Raw genomic sequence first — 15,692 nt, 5'->3', positions numbered from 1 at the left:
ATGCCGGTGATTGCGCTGCAAGGGATTCGAGGCGGAATTGGCGCGACGTCGATAACGGCGGCGCTGGCCTGGGCATTACAGCAATTAGGTGAAGCAACGCTGGCCATTGATGCGTCGCCGGATAATTTATTACGTCTGCATTTCAATACGCCCTTTGCATTGGCGCGAGGCTGGGCACGGGCAGAGCTGGACGGCACCGACTGGCGTCAGGGGGCGATGCGTTACTGCGAAAAGCTCGACTTTTTGCCCTTTGGCCAGTTAGACGCCACGGAACGTCAACAACAGAGCCAAAACCTCGCCATACCCTGGGCACAGCGGCTGGAACAATTGCAACACAGCGCACGGCATCGCTGGATCCTGCTGGACGTACCGGCGATTGACAATGCGCAGACGCGCCAGGCGCTGAGCGCCGCCGATCGGGTGTTTGTCCTGCTGACGCCCGACGCCAATTGCCACGCCCGTCTGCATCAGCAGGCGCTGCCGGCCAATGGCCATTTTCTGATTAACCATTACTCGTCTGTCAGCCAGCTGCAGCAGGATTTGCACCAGCTGTGGCTGCAAACGCTGAATGGCCTGCTGCCGATGGTCATTCACCGTGACGAGGCGCTGGCTGAAGCCATGGCGATGAAACAGCCGCTGGGTGAGTACCGCCCGGACAGTCTGGCCGCGGACGAAGTGCTGACGCTGGCGAACTGGTGTCTGCTCCACCTGCAGGATGCCGGGCAATGAGTCGGGTAATGAGCCTGCTGCTGATGCCGCCGGCCCATGTGGCGGTGCAGCGTCGCTATCGCACTTATCGCCGCAACGGTTCCTCGGTGTTGACGGCGTTCTTTACCACGCTGCTGGTGGCCTGTGGCTGGGTATTTTTGCGCTTTGAGTCGCCGGCCTGGCAGCGTATCCGCGCTGGCCGCAGTTACTGGTTCCCGCATATTTCCCCGCTGCGCCCGCGGTTGGCGGACGGCCTGCGCTATCTGGTGCAGGCGCTGTGGCTGCTGATGTTTCGCACCGGCCGCGTGCCGCGTGGCCGTTACGCCTTTGCCGGCTGGCGCAAGCTGCAGCTGCGCTACGTTAATTGGTTGCAGCGGCTACCGCATCGGCTGCAAGACGCCGACGTCGAGCAGCGTACCGTCACGCGTTTGGGCGGTATGAACCGCACCCTGCGCCGCGTGCTGTTTATTGGCAGCGGCATTGTGGCGGCGATCCTGGCGCTGTTATGCATTTCGCAACCGTTTGATCTGCCAGCGCAGTTTGTGTTTGTGCTGCTGCTGTGGGGCATTGCGATGGTGGTGCGCCGGGTGCCGGGTCGCCTGCCGGCGCTGATGTTGATCGTACTGTCGCTCACCGTCTCCTGTCGCTATCTGTGGTGGCGTTACACCGCGACCCTCAACTGGGACGACCCGCTCAGCCTGGTGTGCGGTCTGCTGCTGCTGGTGGCGGAAACCTATGCCTGGGTGGTGCTGGTGCTGGGCTATTTCCAGACCGTGTGGCCACTCAACCGCCAACCGGTGCCGTTGCCAGAAAACAGCGACAGCTGGCCCACCATCGATCTGATGGTGCCGACCTATAATGAAGATCTGGGCGTGGTGAAGCCGACCATTTATGCCGCACTGGGCGTCGACTGGCCGCAGGACAAGATTAATATCTATATTCTTGACGACGGCAACCGCCCCGAGTTTCGCGCTTTTGCCGACGAGGTAGGGGTGAAGTACATTGCGCGGCCGACCCACGAGCATGCCAAGGCCGGCAACATCAATAACGCGCTGAAGCAGGCCAGCGGCGAGTTTGTGGCGATATTCGACTGCGATCACGTGCCGACGCGTTCATTCTTGCAGCTCACCATGGGGTGGTTTTTTAAAGATAACAAGCTGGCGATGTTGCAAACGCCGCACCACTTTTTCTCGCCGGATCCGTTTGAACGCAACCTGGGGCGCTTCCGCCAGACCCCCAACGAAGGCACGCTGTTCTACGGGCTGGTGCAGGACGGCAACGACATGTGGGATGCCACCTTTTTCTGCGGTTCCTGCGCCATTCTGCGGCGCAGTGCGTTGGACGAAATCGGCGGCATCGCGGTGGAAACCGTGACCGAAGATGCCCACACCTCGCTGCGGCTGCACCGCCTTGGCTATACCTCGGCGTATATTCGCATTCCACAGGCGGCCGGATTGGCTACCGAAAGCCTGTCGGCGCATATCGGCCAGCGTATCCGCTGGGCGCGCGGCATGGTGCAGATTTTCCGGCTGGATAACCCGCTGTTTGGTAAAGGGCTGAAACTGGCGCAGCGGCTGTGTTATGCCAACGCCATGCTGCACTTTTTATCGGGCATTCCGCGGCTGATCTTCCTGACCGCGCCGCTGGCGTTTCTGCTGCTGCACGCATACATCATTTTCGCCCCGGCGTTGGCTATCGCGCTGTACGTTCTGCCGCACATGATCCACTCCAGCCTGACCAACTCGCGTATCCAGGGCAAATACCGCCATTCGTTCTGGAGTGAAATCTACGAAACGGTGCTGGCCTGGTATATCGCCCGGCCGACCACCGTGGCACTGTTCAACCCGCACAAGGGCAAGTTCAACGTCACCGCCAAAGGCGGGCTGGTGGAGGAAGAACACGTCGACTGGGTGATTACCCGGCCATACATGGTGCTGGTGCTGCTCAATCTGGCGGGCCTGTGCTTTGGCGTCTGGCGCATCATGCATGGCCCGACCGATGAAATCATGACGGTGATCGTCAGCCTGGTGTGGGTGCTGTACAACATGACCATCCTGGGCGGCGCGGTGGCGGTGGCGGTGGAAGCCAAGCAGGTACGCCAGTCGCACCGGGTCGAAATCGCCTTGCCAGCGGCGCTGGCACGCGCCGATGGGCATCTGTTCCCCTGCACGCTGCGCGATTATTCCGACGGCGGGGTCGGGGTTGAAATGCGCGTGGCGGATCAATGGCAAGAAGGCGATCGGGTGGCGCTGTTACTGAAGCGTGGTCAGCAGGAATACAGCTTCCCGTGCCAGGTGACCCGCGCCTTCGGCGCCAAGGTCGGCTTGCGAATGGTCGATATGACGACGCGACAACACATTGATTTTATACAGTGCACCTTTGCTCGTGCCGATACCTGGGCGCTATGGCAGGACGGTTTCCCAGAAGATAAGCCGATCGAAAGCCTGCGTGACGTGCTGGCACTGGGCTTTCGCGGTTATCTTCGCATGGTGGATTACGCGCCGCCGCTGGTGCGCAGCATATTGGTCGGGTTTACCACATTGATTGCCTGGGTGCTGTCTTTCATTCCGCATAGCGTGGGGCGGAACCCGGCATTAAGCCCAAAAGAGAGCGTGGTGTAGGCCGTGTTTCCACTGCCGCTCACCGTAGGGTGAACTGGCACTAACTTTGATGATGATACGATGACAAGAAAATTAACCTGGTTTACCGCGTTGGCCTTAGGCATCAGTACGTTGTCCCAGGCTGAATCCCCCCCGGCACCCACCACCGCCGTGCCGTCGGCGAGCGCCGATGCGCCATTGACCGTGCCGGTGAACCCTGCTGCACCGCAGGATCCCGATGCGCCGGTGCGCGATGTGCAGCTGTCGTTTGCGCAGATCGCGCCGCCGCCGGGCACCTTCACCCTGCGCGGCACGCGCCCGGACGGCCAGATTGAATTCGGCGTACGCAGTGACGAAGTGGTATCGCAGGCGACGCTCGATCTGTCTTTTACGCCGTCACCGTCATTGATCCCGGTAGAGTCACATCTCAAAGTGTATCTCAATGATGAACTGATGGGCGTCACCACTATCGCCAAAGAGCAGTTGGGCAAGCCCAATCATATCGAGATGGCGATCGATCCGCGCTATATCACCGATTTTAACCGCCTTAAGCTGGTGTTCGTCGGCCATTATCAAAACATTTGCGAAAACCCGGCCAGCAGCACGCTGTGGCTGGAGATCGGTAAATCCAGCGCGCTGAAGCTGCGTTATCAGACGCTGCCGCTGAAGAACGAACTGTCGCACTTCCCGGAACCGTTTTTCGACAACCGTGATAACCGTCCGCTGACGCTGCCGATGGTGTTTGCCGGCCAGCCGGACATCACCCAACAGCGTGCGGCGGGCATTCTGGCGTCGTGGTTCGGCAGCAAGGCCCAGTGGCGCGGCCAGTCATTCCCGGCAATGTTTGATACGTTGCCAGACCGGCACGCGGTGGTGTTCGCCACCAACCAACAGCGTCCGGCTTTCCTGCGCGACTACCCGGCGGTCAACGGCCCGACGGTGGAAATGATCGGCCACCCCGATAATCCCTACGTCAAACTGTTGCTGATTCAAGGGCGCGACGACAACGATCTGGTGACCGCGGTGAAAGGCATCGCGCAGGGCAATATCCTGTTCCGTGGCCAGAACGTCACGGTGGACAAGGTCGAGCAACTGGCACCGCGCCAGCCTTACGATGCGCCGAACTGGGTACGTACCGACCGGCCGATGACCTTCACCGAGCTGCAGCAGTACGCCGAACAGCTGCAAACCAGCGGTATCGAGCCCAGTCCGATTTCGCTGACCATGAACCTGCCGCCGGATCTGTTCCTGATCCGTAGCACCGGTATCGATATGCGGCTGAAATACCGTTATACGCCGCCGCGCATCCAGGATGGCTCGCGCCTTAACGTCAATTTGAACAATCAGTTCATTCAGGCCTATTCGCTGGTGCCGGAACATGAACAGGGCGCGCAGCTGTTGCGTCTGCCGTTGACCCAGGGGCTGATCGATTCCGACCGAAACGTCACCATTCCGGCGTTGCGCCTCGGTGCGGTCAATCAGCTGCGCTTTGACTTTGATTACACCACGCTGCTGGCCAGCGGGGCGGAAGGGCGCTGTGAAACCTATTCCTTCACGCAAAACCATGCGGTGATCGACGGCAGTTCAACCATCGATTTCTCTGGCTATCGTCACTTTATGGCGATGCCGGATCTGCGTGCGTTTGCCAATGCGGCCTTCCCGTTCAGCCGGCTGGCAGACCTGTCGCAAACGCTGGTGCTGGTCAACAAACAGCCGCAGCCGGCGCAGGTCAGCGCCTTGCTCGACGCGTTGGGCAATATTGGCGCGCAGACCGGCTATCCGGCGCTGGCGGTCAGCCTGAGCGATGACTGGGCGCAGGCCAAAGAGAAAGACGCCGACATTCTGATGATTGGCACCATTCCCCCTGAGCTGCGTGACGATAAAAAGGTCAGCCTGCTGGTCGACGCCACCGAAAGCTGGGTGAAACAGCCGCGACGCCAGCCGCCGCTGCCGAGCATGGAGGTGATGGCCGACGACAGCAAGCCGGACAGCAGAACCGCCATCGGTTCCGAGGGGGCGATGGCAGCGATCGTCGGGGTTCAGTCTCCGTTCAACGATCAGCGCAGCATAGTGGCGCTGCTGGCCGACAGCCCGCGCGGTTATCAATTGCTGGGCAACGCTCTGCTCGACAGCGGCAAGCGTGCCGCGATGTTTGGCTCGGTGTCGGTTATCCGTGAATCAGGGGTTAACAGCCTGCGCGTCGGTGATATTTATTACGTCGGCCACCTGCCGTGGTGGGAGCGGGTCTGGCATGCACTGTCGACGCATCCGGTGCTGCTGGCGGTGCTGGCGGTCATCGTGGTGGTGATTCTGGCGCTGATGCTGTGGCGTGGCCTGAAGGCCTTCAGCCGTCGTCGCCTGTCACCGGAAGATCGGGATTAACGCCATGCGACTGAGGGTAAGATGGACCTTGACCCTGCTGCTGCTGTGCGCGTTCAGCGCCACGGCGGCCTGCCCGTGGCCGGCATGGCAGCAGTACCGGCAGTTTTACATCAGCGAGGGGGGGCGGGTGATCGACCCCAGCAGCCCGAACCGTATTACCACCTCGGAGGGGCAAAGCTACGGGCTGTTTTTCGCGTTGGTTGCCAACGATCGGCCGACCTTCGATCGGCTGCTGAACTGGACCGAAAACAATCTGGCGAAGGGCGATCTCGGCGCCCACCTTCCCGCCTGGCTATGGGGGGAGGATGATAAGCAGCGCTGGCTGGTGCTGGATGACAATTCCGCCTCTGACGCCGATCTGTGGATCGCCTACAGTCTGCTGGAAGCGGGCCGGTTATGGCAAAGCCGGCGTTACCTCACGTTGGGCACCCTGCTATTGCAACGCATCGCGCGTGAAGAAGTGGCGGATATTCCCGGCCTGGGGCCAATGCTGTTGCCGGGCAAAATGGGCTTTGTCGACGACCCTCGCTGGCGGCTCAATCCGAGCTATCTGCCACCGCAACTGCTGGCGCGCTTTGCCTCGCTGAACGGGCCATGGCAGGCGATGCAGCAGGTTAATCAGCGTATGTTGCTGGAAACTGCGCCGCACGGTTTTTCCCCCGACTGGGTGGTGTGGCAGCGTGACAAGGGTTGGCAAGCGGACGGCGCGAAACCGAACATCGGCAGCTACGACGCCATCCGCGTCTATCTGTGGGCCGGCATGCTGGCGAGCGGCGATCCGCTCCGTACCGCGTTGCGGGAGCGTTTTTTGCCGATGACGCAGCTGACCGCACGGCAGGGCGTGCCGCCGGAAAAAACCGATACCGCCGCCGGAACCACCCGTGGTGACGGTCCGGTGGGGTTTGCCGCCGCGCTATTGCCGCTGCTGGCCGATCAACCCGATGCGTTGGCGCGGCAACGCCAGCGTGTCAACGACAACCCGCCAGGCGACGACGCCTATTTCAGCGCTTCGCTGACGTTGTTCGGCCAGGGATGGGATCAGCAACGTTATCGTTTTACTCGTCAGGGTGAACTTCAACCCGCCTGGGGCAGCCAATGCACAACTTCAGAATAAACTGGCTGAGCCTGTTGTCGCTTGGCCTGTTGCTGGCGCCCGCGGCGCAGGGCGCAGAAACCGTGTCGCCGGAACAGTGGCTGCTGGAGCAGGTGCGCGTCGGCGAAGCCAGCCATAAAGAAGAGTTGGTGAACCAATCGTTATATCGTCTGGAACTGATGGACCCCAATAACCCGGAAGTGATTTCGGCGCGCATGCGCTTGGCATTACGTCAGGGGAATCAGGCGCTGGCGCAGCAGCAACTGGACAAGCTGAAGGGCATTGCGCCGCAATCCGCCGCCTATCGGCAGGCAGAAATGAGTCTGTTGCTGACGCAGCCGGAAACGCGGCAGCAATTGCAGCAGGCGCGGCTGATGGCGACCGCCGGGCGTTTGACCGAGGCCAAGACGGCCTATGATGCGTTGTTCCAGGGCGAACCGCCGACGCTCGATCTGGCGCTGGAGTATTGGCGGCTGGTGGCGCGTTTACCGGGCCAGGAACCTGCCGTCATCAAGAAATTACAGGCGCTGGATCAACGTTATCCCGGCAGCGCGTCGTTGCGCATGCTGCTGGCGCGTTTGCTGTTCAGCCAGAAACAGGACGCGCTGGCGTATGAGGAGCTGCAAAAGGCGGCGGCTGACCCGAGCGGGCGCAGCGATGCTGCCGATTTGTGGCTGGAAAAAATCAAGGACATGCCGATCAGCGCAGCCAGCGTGGCGGCGCTCAATCGTTTTCTTGGCGTCTTTGTGACCGGCGATCAGGCAGTCGGCGCACGTGAAGAGCTGGCGCGCCAGCAAATGCTGTTGGCCGATCCGGTCTTCCAGGCGCGTGCTCGCGGGCTGGCGCAGGTGGATAGAGGCGGTAGCCGCGCGGCGATCCCCGAACTGCGCAAAGCGCTGGCGGCGGCGCCGGACGACCCGGAGGTGCTTGGCGCGCTGGGGCTGGCCTATGCCCGAGCCGGCAATCGGCCGCGGGCGCTGACGCTGTTCCGCCAGGCGCAGCAGGCGGATAAAAATGGCTACGGCGCCAGCAAATGGCAGAGTCTGATCAACACCAACCGCTATTGGCTGGCGATCGACGAGGGCGACAAGGCGCTGAAGGCCAATAATCTGTCGCTGGCGCAGCAGAAATATCAACAGGCGCGGCAAATCGATAATGCCGATGCCGACGCGCTGATTGGCCTGGGCGACGTTGCCGTAGCGCGGCACGACGACGCGGCGGCGGAGCGTTATTATCAACAGGCGCTGCGCCTCGATCGCGGCAGCGGTAGCGCAGTACGCGGCCTGACCAATATCTATCAGCGCCAGTCTCCGCAAAAGGCGCTGGCTTACCTCAACGGGCTGCCGCCAGCCCAGCGCAACAAGATGCGCGACACCCTCGACGGACTGCAACTCGACATGCTGAAACAGCAGGCGGAGGCGTTGGCGCAACGGCAGCAATGGCACCAGGCGGCGGAAATTTACCGACAGGCACGGTTGCGCGATCCCGACGACGTGTGGCTGACCTATCGTTATGCGCAGGTGCTGCGCCAGGCCGGTCAACCGCAGCAGGCGGATGCGCTGTTCAACGCGCTGGTGCAAAAGCAGCGCCACGATCCGCAGCAGGTTTACGCCTATGCGCTGTACCTGTCTTCCAGCGATCGTGACTCGCAGGCGCTGGCGCATCTGGCTACCCTGCCGCGCGCGCAGTGGAATGACAACATGCGTGAACTGGCGCAGCGACTGCAACTGCAGGCCACGTTGGCGCAGGCCGAACGGCTGCGCGCTGGCGGTGACTCGGCGGCGGCGGTGACCTATCTGCAACGCCAGCCAGCGGATACGCGTATCGATCTGACGCTGGCGGACTGGGCGTTGGCCGACGGTGACTACGCCGGTGCGCTGGCGGACTATCAGCGGGTGCGGGGGCGTGAGCCAAATAATCCGGATGCACGCCTGGGCGAAATCGAAGCCTACGTGGCGCAGGGCAATATGTCGGCGGCGCGGCAGCGGTTGCAAACCGCAACGCCGCAGGATGCTGCTTCGATTAACAGTGAGCGACGGGTGGCCAATGCCTGGCAGGCGGTGGGCGAACCGGATAAGGCTGCCGATATTTTCCATCGCTTGAAAACGGCGGCGCAGCAGGAGCCGGCCGGGCAAGGCAAGGCGCTGGTCTATCGTGATGCGGCGCGTCTGGAACGCGATCGGTCACAGCCGGTACTGGCGCAGCAGGATTTCCAGCAGGCGATGGTCGCCAGTGGCATCACGCCAACGCTGCCAAAGGATAATGACCAATACACTCGCCTGACGCGCAATAACGCTGGCGACGATTGGTTAAAGCGCGGCATTCGCGCCGATGCGGCGGACCTGTACCGTCAGCAGGATGTTAACGTCACGCTGGACCATGACTATTGGGGATCCAGCGGGACCGGCGGCGTGTCGGACTACCAGGCGCACGACACCATGTTGCAGGTGGATATGCCGCTGTATGACGGGCGGGCGTTTTTCCGCACCGACACCGTGCGTCTGAATGCCGGTAAATTTTCCACCGACGGTGACGGCAAATATTACGAGACCTTTGGCAGCTGTAATACCCAGGGTTGTAGCGGCGACGAGCGGCAAAAAACCACCGGCACCAGCGTGGCGCTGGGCTGGAAGAACGATCGCTGGGAAACCGATATCGGCACCACCCCGATGGGGTTCGAGGTGGTTGACTGGGTCGGCGGCGTGGCCTACAGCGGCGATTGGCAACACATTGGCTGGACGCTTGGCGCATCGCGCCGGCCGATGTCCAGCTCGCTGCTGGCGTTTGGCGGTACCCGGGATCCGAACACCGGCATCACCTGGGGGGGGGTGCGCGCCACCGGCGTCAGCCTGAGTGCCAGCTACGATCGCGGTGAGGCGCATGGCGTGTGGGCCGATCTCAGTGCGCACCAGCTCAGCGGCAAGAACGTGGAAGACAACCAGCGCGAAAGACTGATGGCTGGCTATTACTACAAACTGATCAATGAAAATAATCGCCGCGCCACCGTCGGCCTGAACACCATGCTGTGGCACTATCAAAAGGATTTGAGCGGTTACTCGCTGGGCCAGGGGGGTTATTACAGCCCGCAGCAATACATGTCGCTGTCCATACCGGTCAACTACCGCCAGCGCACCGAGAACTGGTCGTTTGAGGTGGGCGGTTCGGTTTCGCTCTCGCATGCCAAAACCGACAGTCAGCGGCGTTATCCGCTGCAGGGGCTGGTCCCCGATAGCCTGCCGGACAAGTTGGCTATCGAAGACGGCGGGTCGTCTACCGGCGTCGGCTATACGCTGCGCGCCATCGTCGAACGCCGCCTGAGCGCCCACTGGACGCTGGGTGCCGGCATTGATATCCAGCAGGCGAAGGACTATACCCCGAGCCACGCTCTGATTTATGTCCGTTATTCGCTGGCGGGCTGGCAGGGCGATCTGGACTTGCCGCCGCAACCGCTGACGCCGTATGCCGATTTCAAATAGCGGGCCGGCCTGTTGCCAGGTGTTTTCAGAGTGTCGCCCGCAGGGTAGTTTTGCTACCCTAGGTTTATTCGGCTAGGAAAAGACTGAAACCCGCGCTTTTCTTACTTCTTCCATCGCTATGGCAAGGTAAAAACGCGAGGCAATCGCGTATACTCACACCGATTCGAACACGGGCGTGGCATTGTTTTCAGCACTGGTCATTTTTTCAGCCCGATTAACGGAGAGCAGGTTTGCGGGTCAGGCGTTCACTCACGATTAAGCAGATGGCGACGGTGTCCGGGGTGGCGCTGGTCACGATCTGCATTTTTATCGTCATTCAGTTATTCCACTTTGTGCAGCAGCGCAGGGATGACTACGCCCAGCAGTTGGAGAATATCGCCCATTCGGTACGCCAACCGTTGGCGGAAGCGGTGCTGCGCATGGATGTGCCGGAAACCAAACGGGTGCTGAATTCGCTGTTGCCGGTCGGCATTTTGACCCGTGCCGATATCGTGTTGCCGAACGAGTTTCAGGCGCTACACGCCAATTTCCCGCCGGAACGGCCGATACCGTCGCTGATTGCGCGCATTTTTGATTTGCCGGTGCAAATTTCCGTGCCGCTGTATTCGCTGGAACGGGTGCCCGCCAATCCGCAGCCGCTGGCCTATCTGGTATTACAGGCCGATTCGTTCCGCATGTATCAGTTCATTCTCAGTACGGTGTCGACCATGCTGTCCACCTATCTGCTGCTGGCGCTGATTTTGTCGATCGCCATCACCTGGTGCATGAACCGGCTGATGGTCTATCCGCTGCGCGCCATGGCCAGGGAGCTGGAAAACATCTCCGAGGAGGATGCGCCGTATCATCAATTGATGTTGCCGTCGCTGCACCAGGATGACGAGCTTGGCCTGCTGGCGCGCAACTATAACCGTAATCAGCAGCGGCTGGCCCGCGCCCATGCCGATATGAGCCGCCTCAGCACCCGCAACTCGATTACCGGGCTGCCCAATCAGGTGCTGTTGACGGCGTTGCTGGAGCAGCATATTGCCTCCAGCCTGCGTCCGGAACGTTTCAATCTGCTGGTAATCGGCATTGAAACGCTGCATGAGGCCAGCGGCGTACTGACGCCGGCGCAACGTGAAACGCTGGTGCGCAAATTAACGGAAAAGCTGCACCAATGTCTCGACAAGGACAGCGTGCTGGCGCAGTTGACCAACGCCGAGTTTGCGGTGTTGGCCAAGGGCATTGAACGGCCGTTTCACGCCATGCAGCTGGCGCAGCGCATCATGGCGCAAATCAACGCGCCGCTGGATATCCAGAAGATGTCGCTGCGGCCGACCGCCAGCATTGGCATTGCGCATTATCTCGATCGCGGCGAAAGCGCCGAACAGCTGCTGCGCAGCGCGATGTCAGCCATGATGTCGGCGCACCGCGACGGCAAAAACCACATTCTCTTCTTCGAACCCAGCCTGACCGACCGGACGCAAAAGCGCCTGACGCAGGAAAGCGAAATTTTGCAAGGTATCGAACGGGACCAGTTTACCCTGTACCTGCAGCCGCAAATGGACATGCGCACCAACGCGGTGATTGGCGCCGAAGCGCTGCTGCGCTGGCGGCAGTACGACGGCAGTATTACCCTGCCGGCCGATGTGATCCCGCTGGCCGAAGAGCTGGGGGTGATCGTGCCGCTTGGCAACTGGGTGCTGGAAGCCTCGTGTCGCATTCTGGCCGACTGGCAGGCGCGGGGCATTGCGCTGCCGCTGGCGGTCAACGTGTCGGCGTTGCAAATGCAGGATGCCGACTTCGTGCCGCAGCTGAAGCTGATGCTGCAACGGTACGCGATCGATCCGCGCAAGCTGCTGTTGGAAATTACCGAAACGGTGCGTATTCACGATCTTGATCATGCGTTGGCGTTGCTGCGGGAACTGCATGAACTCGGCCTGTCGATTGCGCTGGATGATTTTGGCATGGGTTACTCCAGCCTCAACTATCTCAATCGCCTGAAAGGCCTGCCGATCGATCTGATCAAGATCGACAAAAGCTTTATCCACGGTCTGCCGGGCGACGAGGCGATGGTGCGCATCGTCAGCGCGATTTCCGAGGTGCTGAACCTGCCGGTGATGGCCGAAGGCGTGGAAACCGCCGCACAGCGCGACTGGCTGTTGCAGCACGGCATTTATCACGGCCAGGGGTTCCTGTTTTCCCATCCGCTGCCACGCGAGGCGTTTGAACTGCAGTTTGCCGGCAAAGGTTGAATTTGCGCCGCCCGGCGGCGCAAAACTGTTATCAACGTGTTATCGCTCGCATAAATAACATCTTTTTCTCAACAAATCGGTCATCAAACCTTATCCTGAGTCCCTTCCGGTACATTTTGTTACAAGAGCGCCAGGTCACGCGCTAGGGACAATAATCATGGCTGATACTCCTCTGACACCCTCTACGGCTTCGCCGGCAACGCGACGTGGGCTGCTGATCCTGGTAGCCGACATTATCCTTTTTGCGGTATTGCTGAAAACACTGCCGTTTAGCCCACAGGAAAACACCGGTCTGGCGCTGTTGGCATTCATCGGTATTCTCTGGCTGACCGAGGCTATCCACGTCACCGTTACCGCGCTGCTGGTGCCGATCATGGCGGTGGCGTGTGGCATGCTGAACGTGGACAAGGCGCTGGCGTCGTTTGCCAACCCGACCATTTTCCTGTTCTTCGGCGGCTTTGCGCTGGCGACGGCGCTGCACATTCAGAAGCTGGACCGGCTGATCGCCAACCGGCTGCTGCTGCTGGCCGGCGGCAAGATGCTGTTGGCGGCCCTGATGCTGTTTGGTGCCACCGCGGTGCTGTCGATGTGGATCAGCAATACCGCGACGGCGGCGATGATGTTGCCGCTGGCGATGGGTATTCTGAGCAATCTCGACCGCGAGCGCGACCATAATACTTACGTATTTCTGCTGCTCGGTATTGCCTACAGCGCCAGCATCGGTGGCCTGGGCACCATGGTCGGCAGCCCGCCAAACGCCATTGCCGCTGCGCAGTTGGGGCTGGATTTTGTCGGCTGGATGAAGTTCGGCATTCCGGTGATGGTGGTGCTGATGCCGCTGATGGTCGGCACCTTATACCTGCTGCTGCGGCCGAACATGAAGCACCGTTTCGATATCCAGCTGGAAAACTTCCCGTGGACCCAGTCGCGCTGGGTAACGCTTGGGATCTTCCTGCTGACGGTATTCTGCTGGATCTTCAGCAGCCAGCTCAGCGGTCTGCTGGGCGGTATCAAACAGTTTGATACTCTGGTCGCGGTGGGGGCAGCGGTGTTGATCGGCATCAGCGGCGTCGCCAGCTGGTCGCAGATTCAGCAAAATACCGAATGGGGCGTGCTGATGCTGTTCGGCGGTGGCCTGACGCTGAGCGTGATCCTGAAGGATTCCGGCGCCAGTGCGGTAATGGCGCAAGGCATGGCCTCACTGTTCGGCGCCAGCCACTGGTTCATCATCATCCTGGCGGTGGCGACCTTTATCATCTTCTTGACCGAGTTCACCAGTAATACCGCCAGCGCCGCGCTGTTAGTGCCGGTATTTGCCACCGTCGCGGAAGCGTTGGGCATGCCGTCGGCGCTGCTGACTATCGTGATCGGTATCGGTGCCTCCTGCGCCTTTATGCTGCCGGTGGCAACGCCGCCCAACGCCATCGTGTACGGTACCGGCGAAATTCGTCAGCGTGAAATGGTGCGGGTCGGCTTCTGGCTGAACATTATCTGCGTGCTGGTCGTAACGCTGTTTGCCTGGTTCGTCTGGCGCTAATTCCCTTACCGGCGGCCGCTGCGGTCGCCGGTAGCCTGCCGTTGATCAATGTCCGAAAATCGCCACTCATTGCTACCTCTTTTAAGGTAGTGCAAAGAAAAGCTTACGTAATTTACATCCATACACTCCTGTTGAAGCGATTCAGCTCTTAAAAACACATCGTTAATCCCGAGGGGAGCAACAAATTATTTCCATGTTGTTATGCGGGTGTTATTTTCCGCGCAAGCAAAGAGCAGTGGGAAAATCGTTATCTGTCTCTGGCGCGTGGCTACCCCATAGGATGTACTTATGAAATCAACTATCTTTAAAAGCCTTTATTTTCAAGTATTGACCGCGATCACGCTGGGCATCTTGCTTGGGCATTTCTATCCTGACCTCGGCGCTCAGATGAAACCACTGGGCGATGGTTTTGTTAAACTGATCAAAATGATCATCGCACCGGTGATTTTCTGCACCGTGGTGACCGGCATCGCCGGTATGGAAAGCATGAAGGCGGTGGGCCGTACCGGCGCCATTGCGTTGCTGTATTTCGAAATTGTCAGCACCCTGGCGCTGATTATCGGTCTGGTGATCGTTAACGTGGTTCAACCGGGCGCCGGCATGAACGTCGATCCGGGAACGCTGGACGCCAAAGCGGTGGCGGTTTACGCCGAACAGGCGCAGCAGCAGGGCATCATTCCGTTCTTGCTCGACATCATTCCCGGCAGCGTGATCGGCGCCTTTGCCAGCGGCAATATTCTTCAGGTGCTGCTGTTCGCGGTGCTGTTCGGTTTTGCCCTGCACCGCCTGGGTGACAAGGGGCAGTTGATCTTCAATGTGATCGAAAGTTTCTCCAACGTGATTTTCGGCATTATCAACATGATCATGCGCCTGGCGCCGCTGGGTGCCTTCGGTGCCATGGCGTTTACCATCGGTAAATACGGCGTCGGCACGCTGGTACAGCTCGGCCAGTTGATTCTGTGCTTCTATATTACCTGTATCCTGTTTGTGGTGGTGGTGCTGGGCTCGATTGCCCGCGCCAACGGCTTTAGCATTTTCAAGTTCGTCAATTACATCAAGGAAGAGCTGCTGATCGTACTGGGCACCTCGTCTTCCGAGTCGGCGCTGCCACGCATGCTGGACAAGATGGAGCGGCTGGGCTGCAAGAAATCGGTGGTGGGGCTGGTGATCCCCACCGGCTATTCGTTCAACCTGGACGGCACCTCGATTTACCTGACGATGGCGGCGGTGTTTATCGCTCAGGCCACCAATACCCATATGGACGTAATGCATCAGGTGACGCTGCTGGTGGTGCTGCTGCTGTCGTCGAAAGGCGCGGCAGGGGTGACCGGCAGCGGCTTTATCGTCCTGGCGGCCACCATTTCGGCGGTGGGCCATCTGCCGCTGGCCGGACTGGCGCTGATCCTGGGTATTGACCGCTTTATGTCGGAAGCGCGTGCGCTGACCAATCTGGTGGGTAACGGCGTGGCGACGGTGGTGGTGGCGAAGTGGTGTAAACAGCTGGACGCCAAACAGCTGCACGCCACGCTGAACAGCAAGAAAGGCGCGCTGGCTGATGAGACACGCACCTCGTCCTGAAGCTGACAAAGCTTAAGTAATACCCGTATAAAACATCGGCTGCACGCGCAGCCGATGGCGTTTTCTTCCCCTCCTTGGGTATTT

Annotated in this window: 8 protein-coding genes; all 8 read left to right on the top strand. The window is 60.2% G+C overall.

Features of this window, described 5'->3' with window-relative positions:
- The 8 genes from bcsQ (at position 1) to AC2AXP_RS13115 (ending at position 15,608) form a co-directional block, all read left to right on the top strand.
- Positions 1-729 (top strand): cellulose biosynthesis protein BcsQ, encoded by a 729-nt coding sequence (gene bcsQ / locus AC2AXP_RS13150; RefSeq protein ID WP_004957269.1) that lies wholly within the window; start codon positions 1-3, stop codon positions 727-729.
- Positions 726-3,329: a UDP-forming cellulose synthase catalytic subunit gene (gene bcsA / locus AC2AXP_RS13145; protein WP_004957272.1), complete on the top strand. Its 2,604-nt coding sequence runs from the start codon at positions 726-728 to the stop codon at positions 3,327-3,329. Before bcsQ ends, bcsA begins: the two co-directional genes overlap by 4 nt.
- 60 nt (positions 3,330-3,389) lie before the next feature.
- On the top strand, positions 3,390-5,690 hold the full coding sequence (gene bcsB, locus AC2AXP_RS13140) for a cellulose biosynthesis cyclic di-GMP-binding regulatory protein BcsB (RefSeq protein WP_004957275.1): 2,301 nt from the start codon (positions 3,390-3,392) through the stop codon (positions 5,688-5,690).
- 4 nt (positions 5,691-5,694) lie between these two features.
- Positions 5,695-6,804, top strand: coding sequence for a cellulose synthase complex periplasmic endoglucanase BcsZ (bcsZ, locus tag AC2AXP_RS13135; RefSeq protein ID WP_088499816.1), 1,110 nt, complete (start codon positions 5,695-5,697; stop codon positions 6,802-6,804).
- Positions 6,786-10,259, top strand: coding sequence for a cellulose synthase complex outer membrane protein BcsC (bcsC, locus tag AC2AXP_RS13130; protein ID WP_484381737.1), 3,474 nt, complete (start codon positions 6,786-6,788; stop codon positions 10,257-10,259). Before bcsZ ends, bcsC begins: the two co-directional genes overlap by 19 nt.
- Before the next feature lie 230 nt (positions 10,260-10,489).
- The gene (hmsP, locus tag AC2AXP_RS13125; RefSeq protein WP_198773597.1) at positions 10,490-12,493 is read left to right on the top strand and encodes a biofilm formation regulator HmsP; all 2,004 of its coding nucleotides are present in this window, start codon (positions 10,490-10,492) and stop codon (positions 12,491-12,493) included.
- Between the two features lie 157 nt (positions 12,494-12,650).
- On the top strand, positions 12,651-14,030 hold the full coding sequence (locus AC2AXP_RS13120) for an SLC13 family permease (protein ID WP_004957284.1): 1,380 nt from the start codon (positions 12,651-12,653) through the stop codon (positions 14,028-14,030).
- A 288-nt stretch (positions 14,031-14,318) separates the two neighbouring features.
- The gene (locus tag AC2AXP_RS13115) at positions 14,319-15,608 is read left to right on the top strand and encodes a dicarboxylate/amino acid:cation symporter (protein ID WP_004957288.1); all 1,290 of its coding nucleotides are present in this window, start codon (positions 14,319-14,321) and stop codon (positions 15,606-15,608) included.
- Positions 15,609-15,692: the final 84 nt, after the last annotated feature.

The organism is Serratia sp. Sp408, assembly GCF_057180665.1.
Note: the sequence above shows the minus strand (reverse complement) of the source record. Positions and strands in the feature narration are given on the sequence as shown.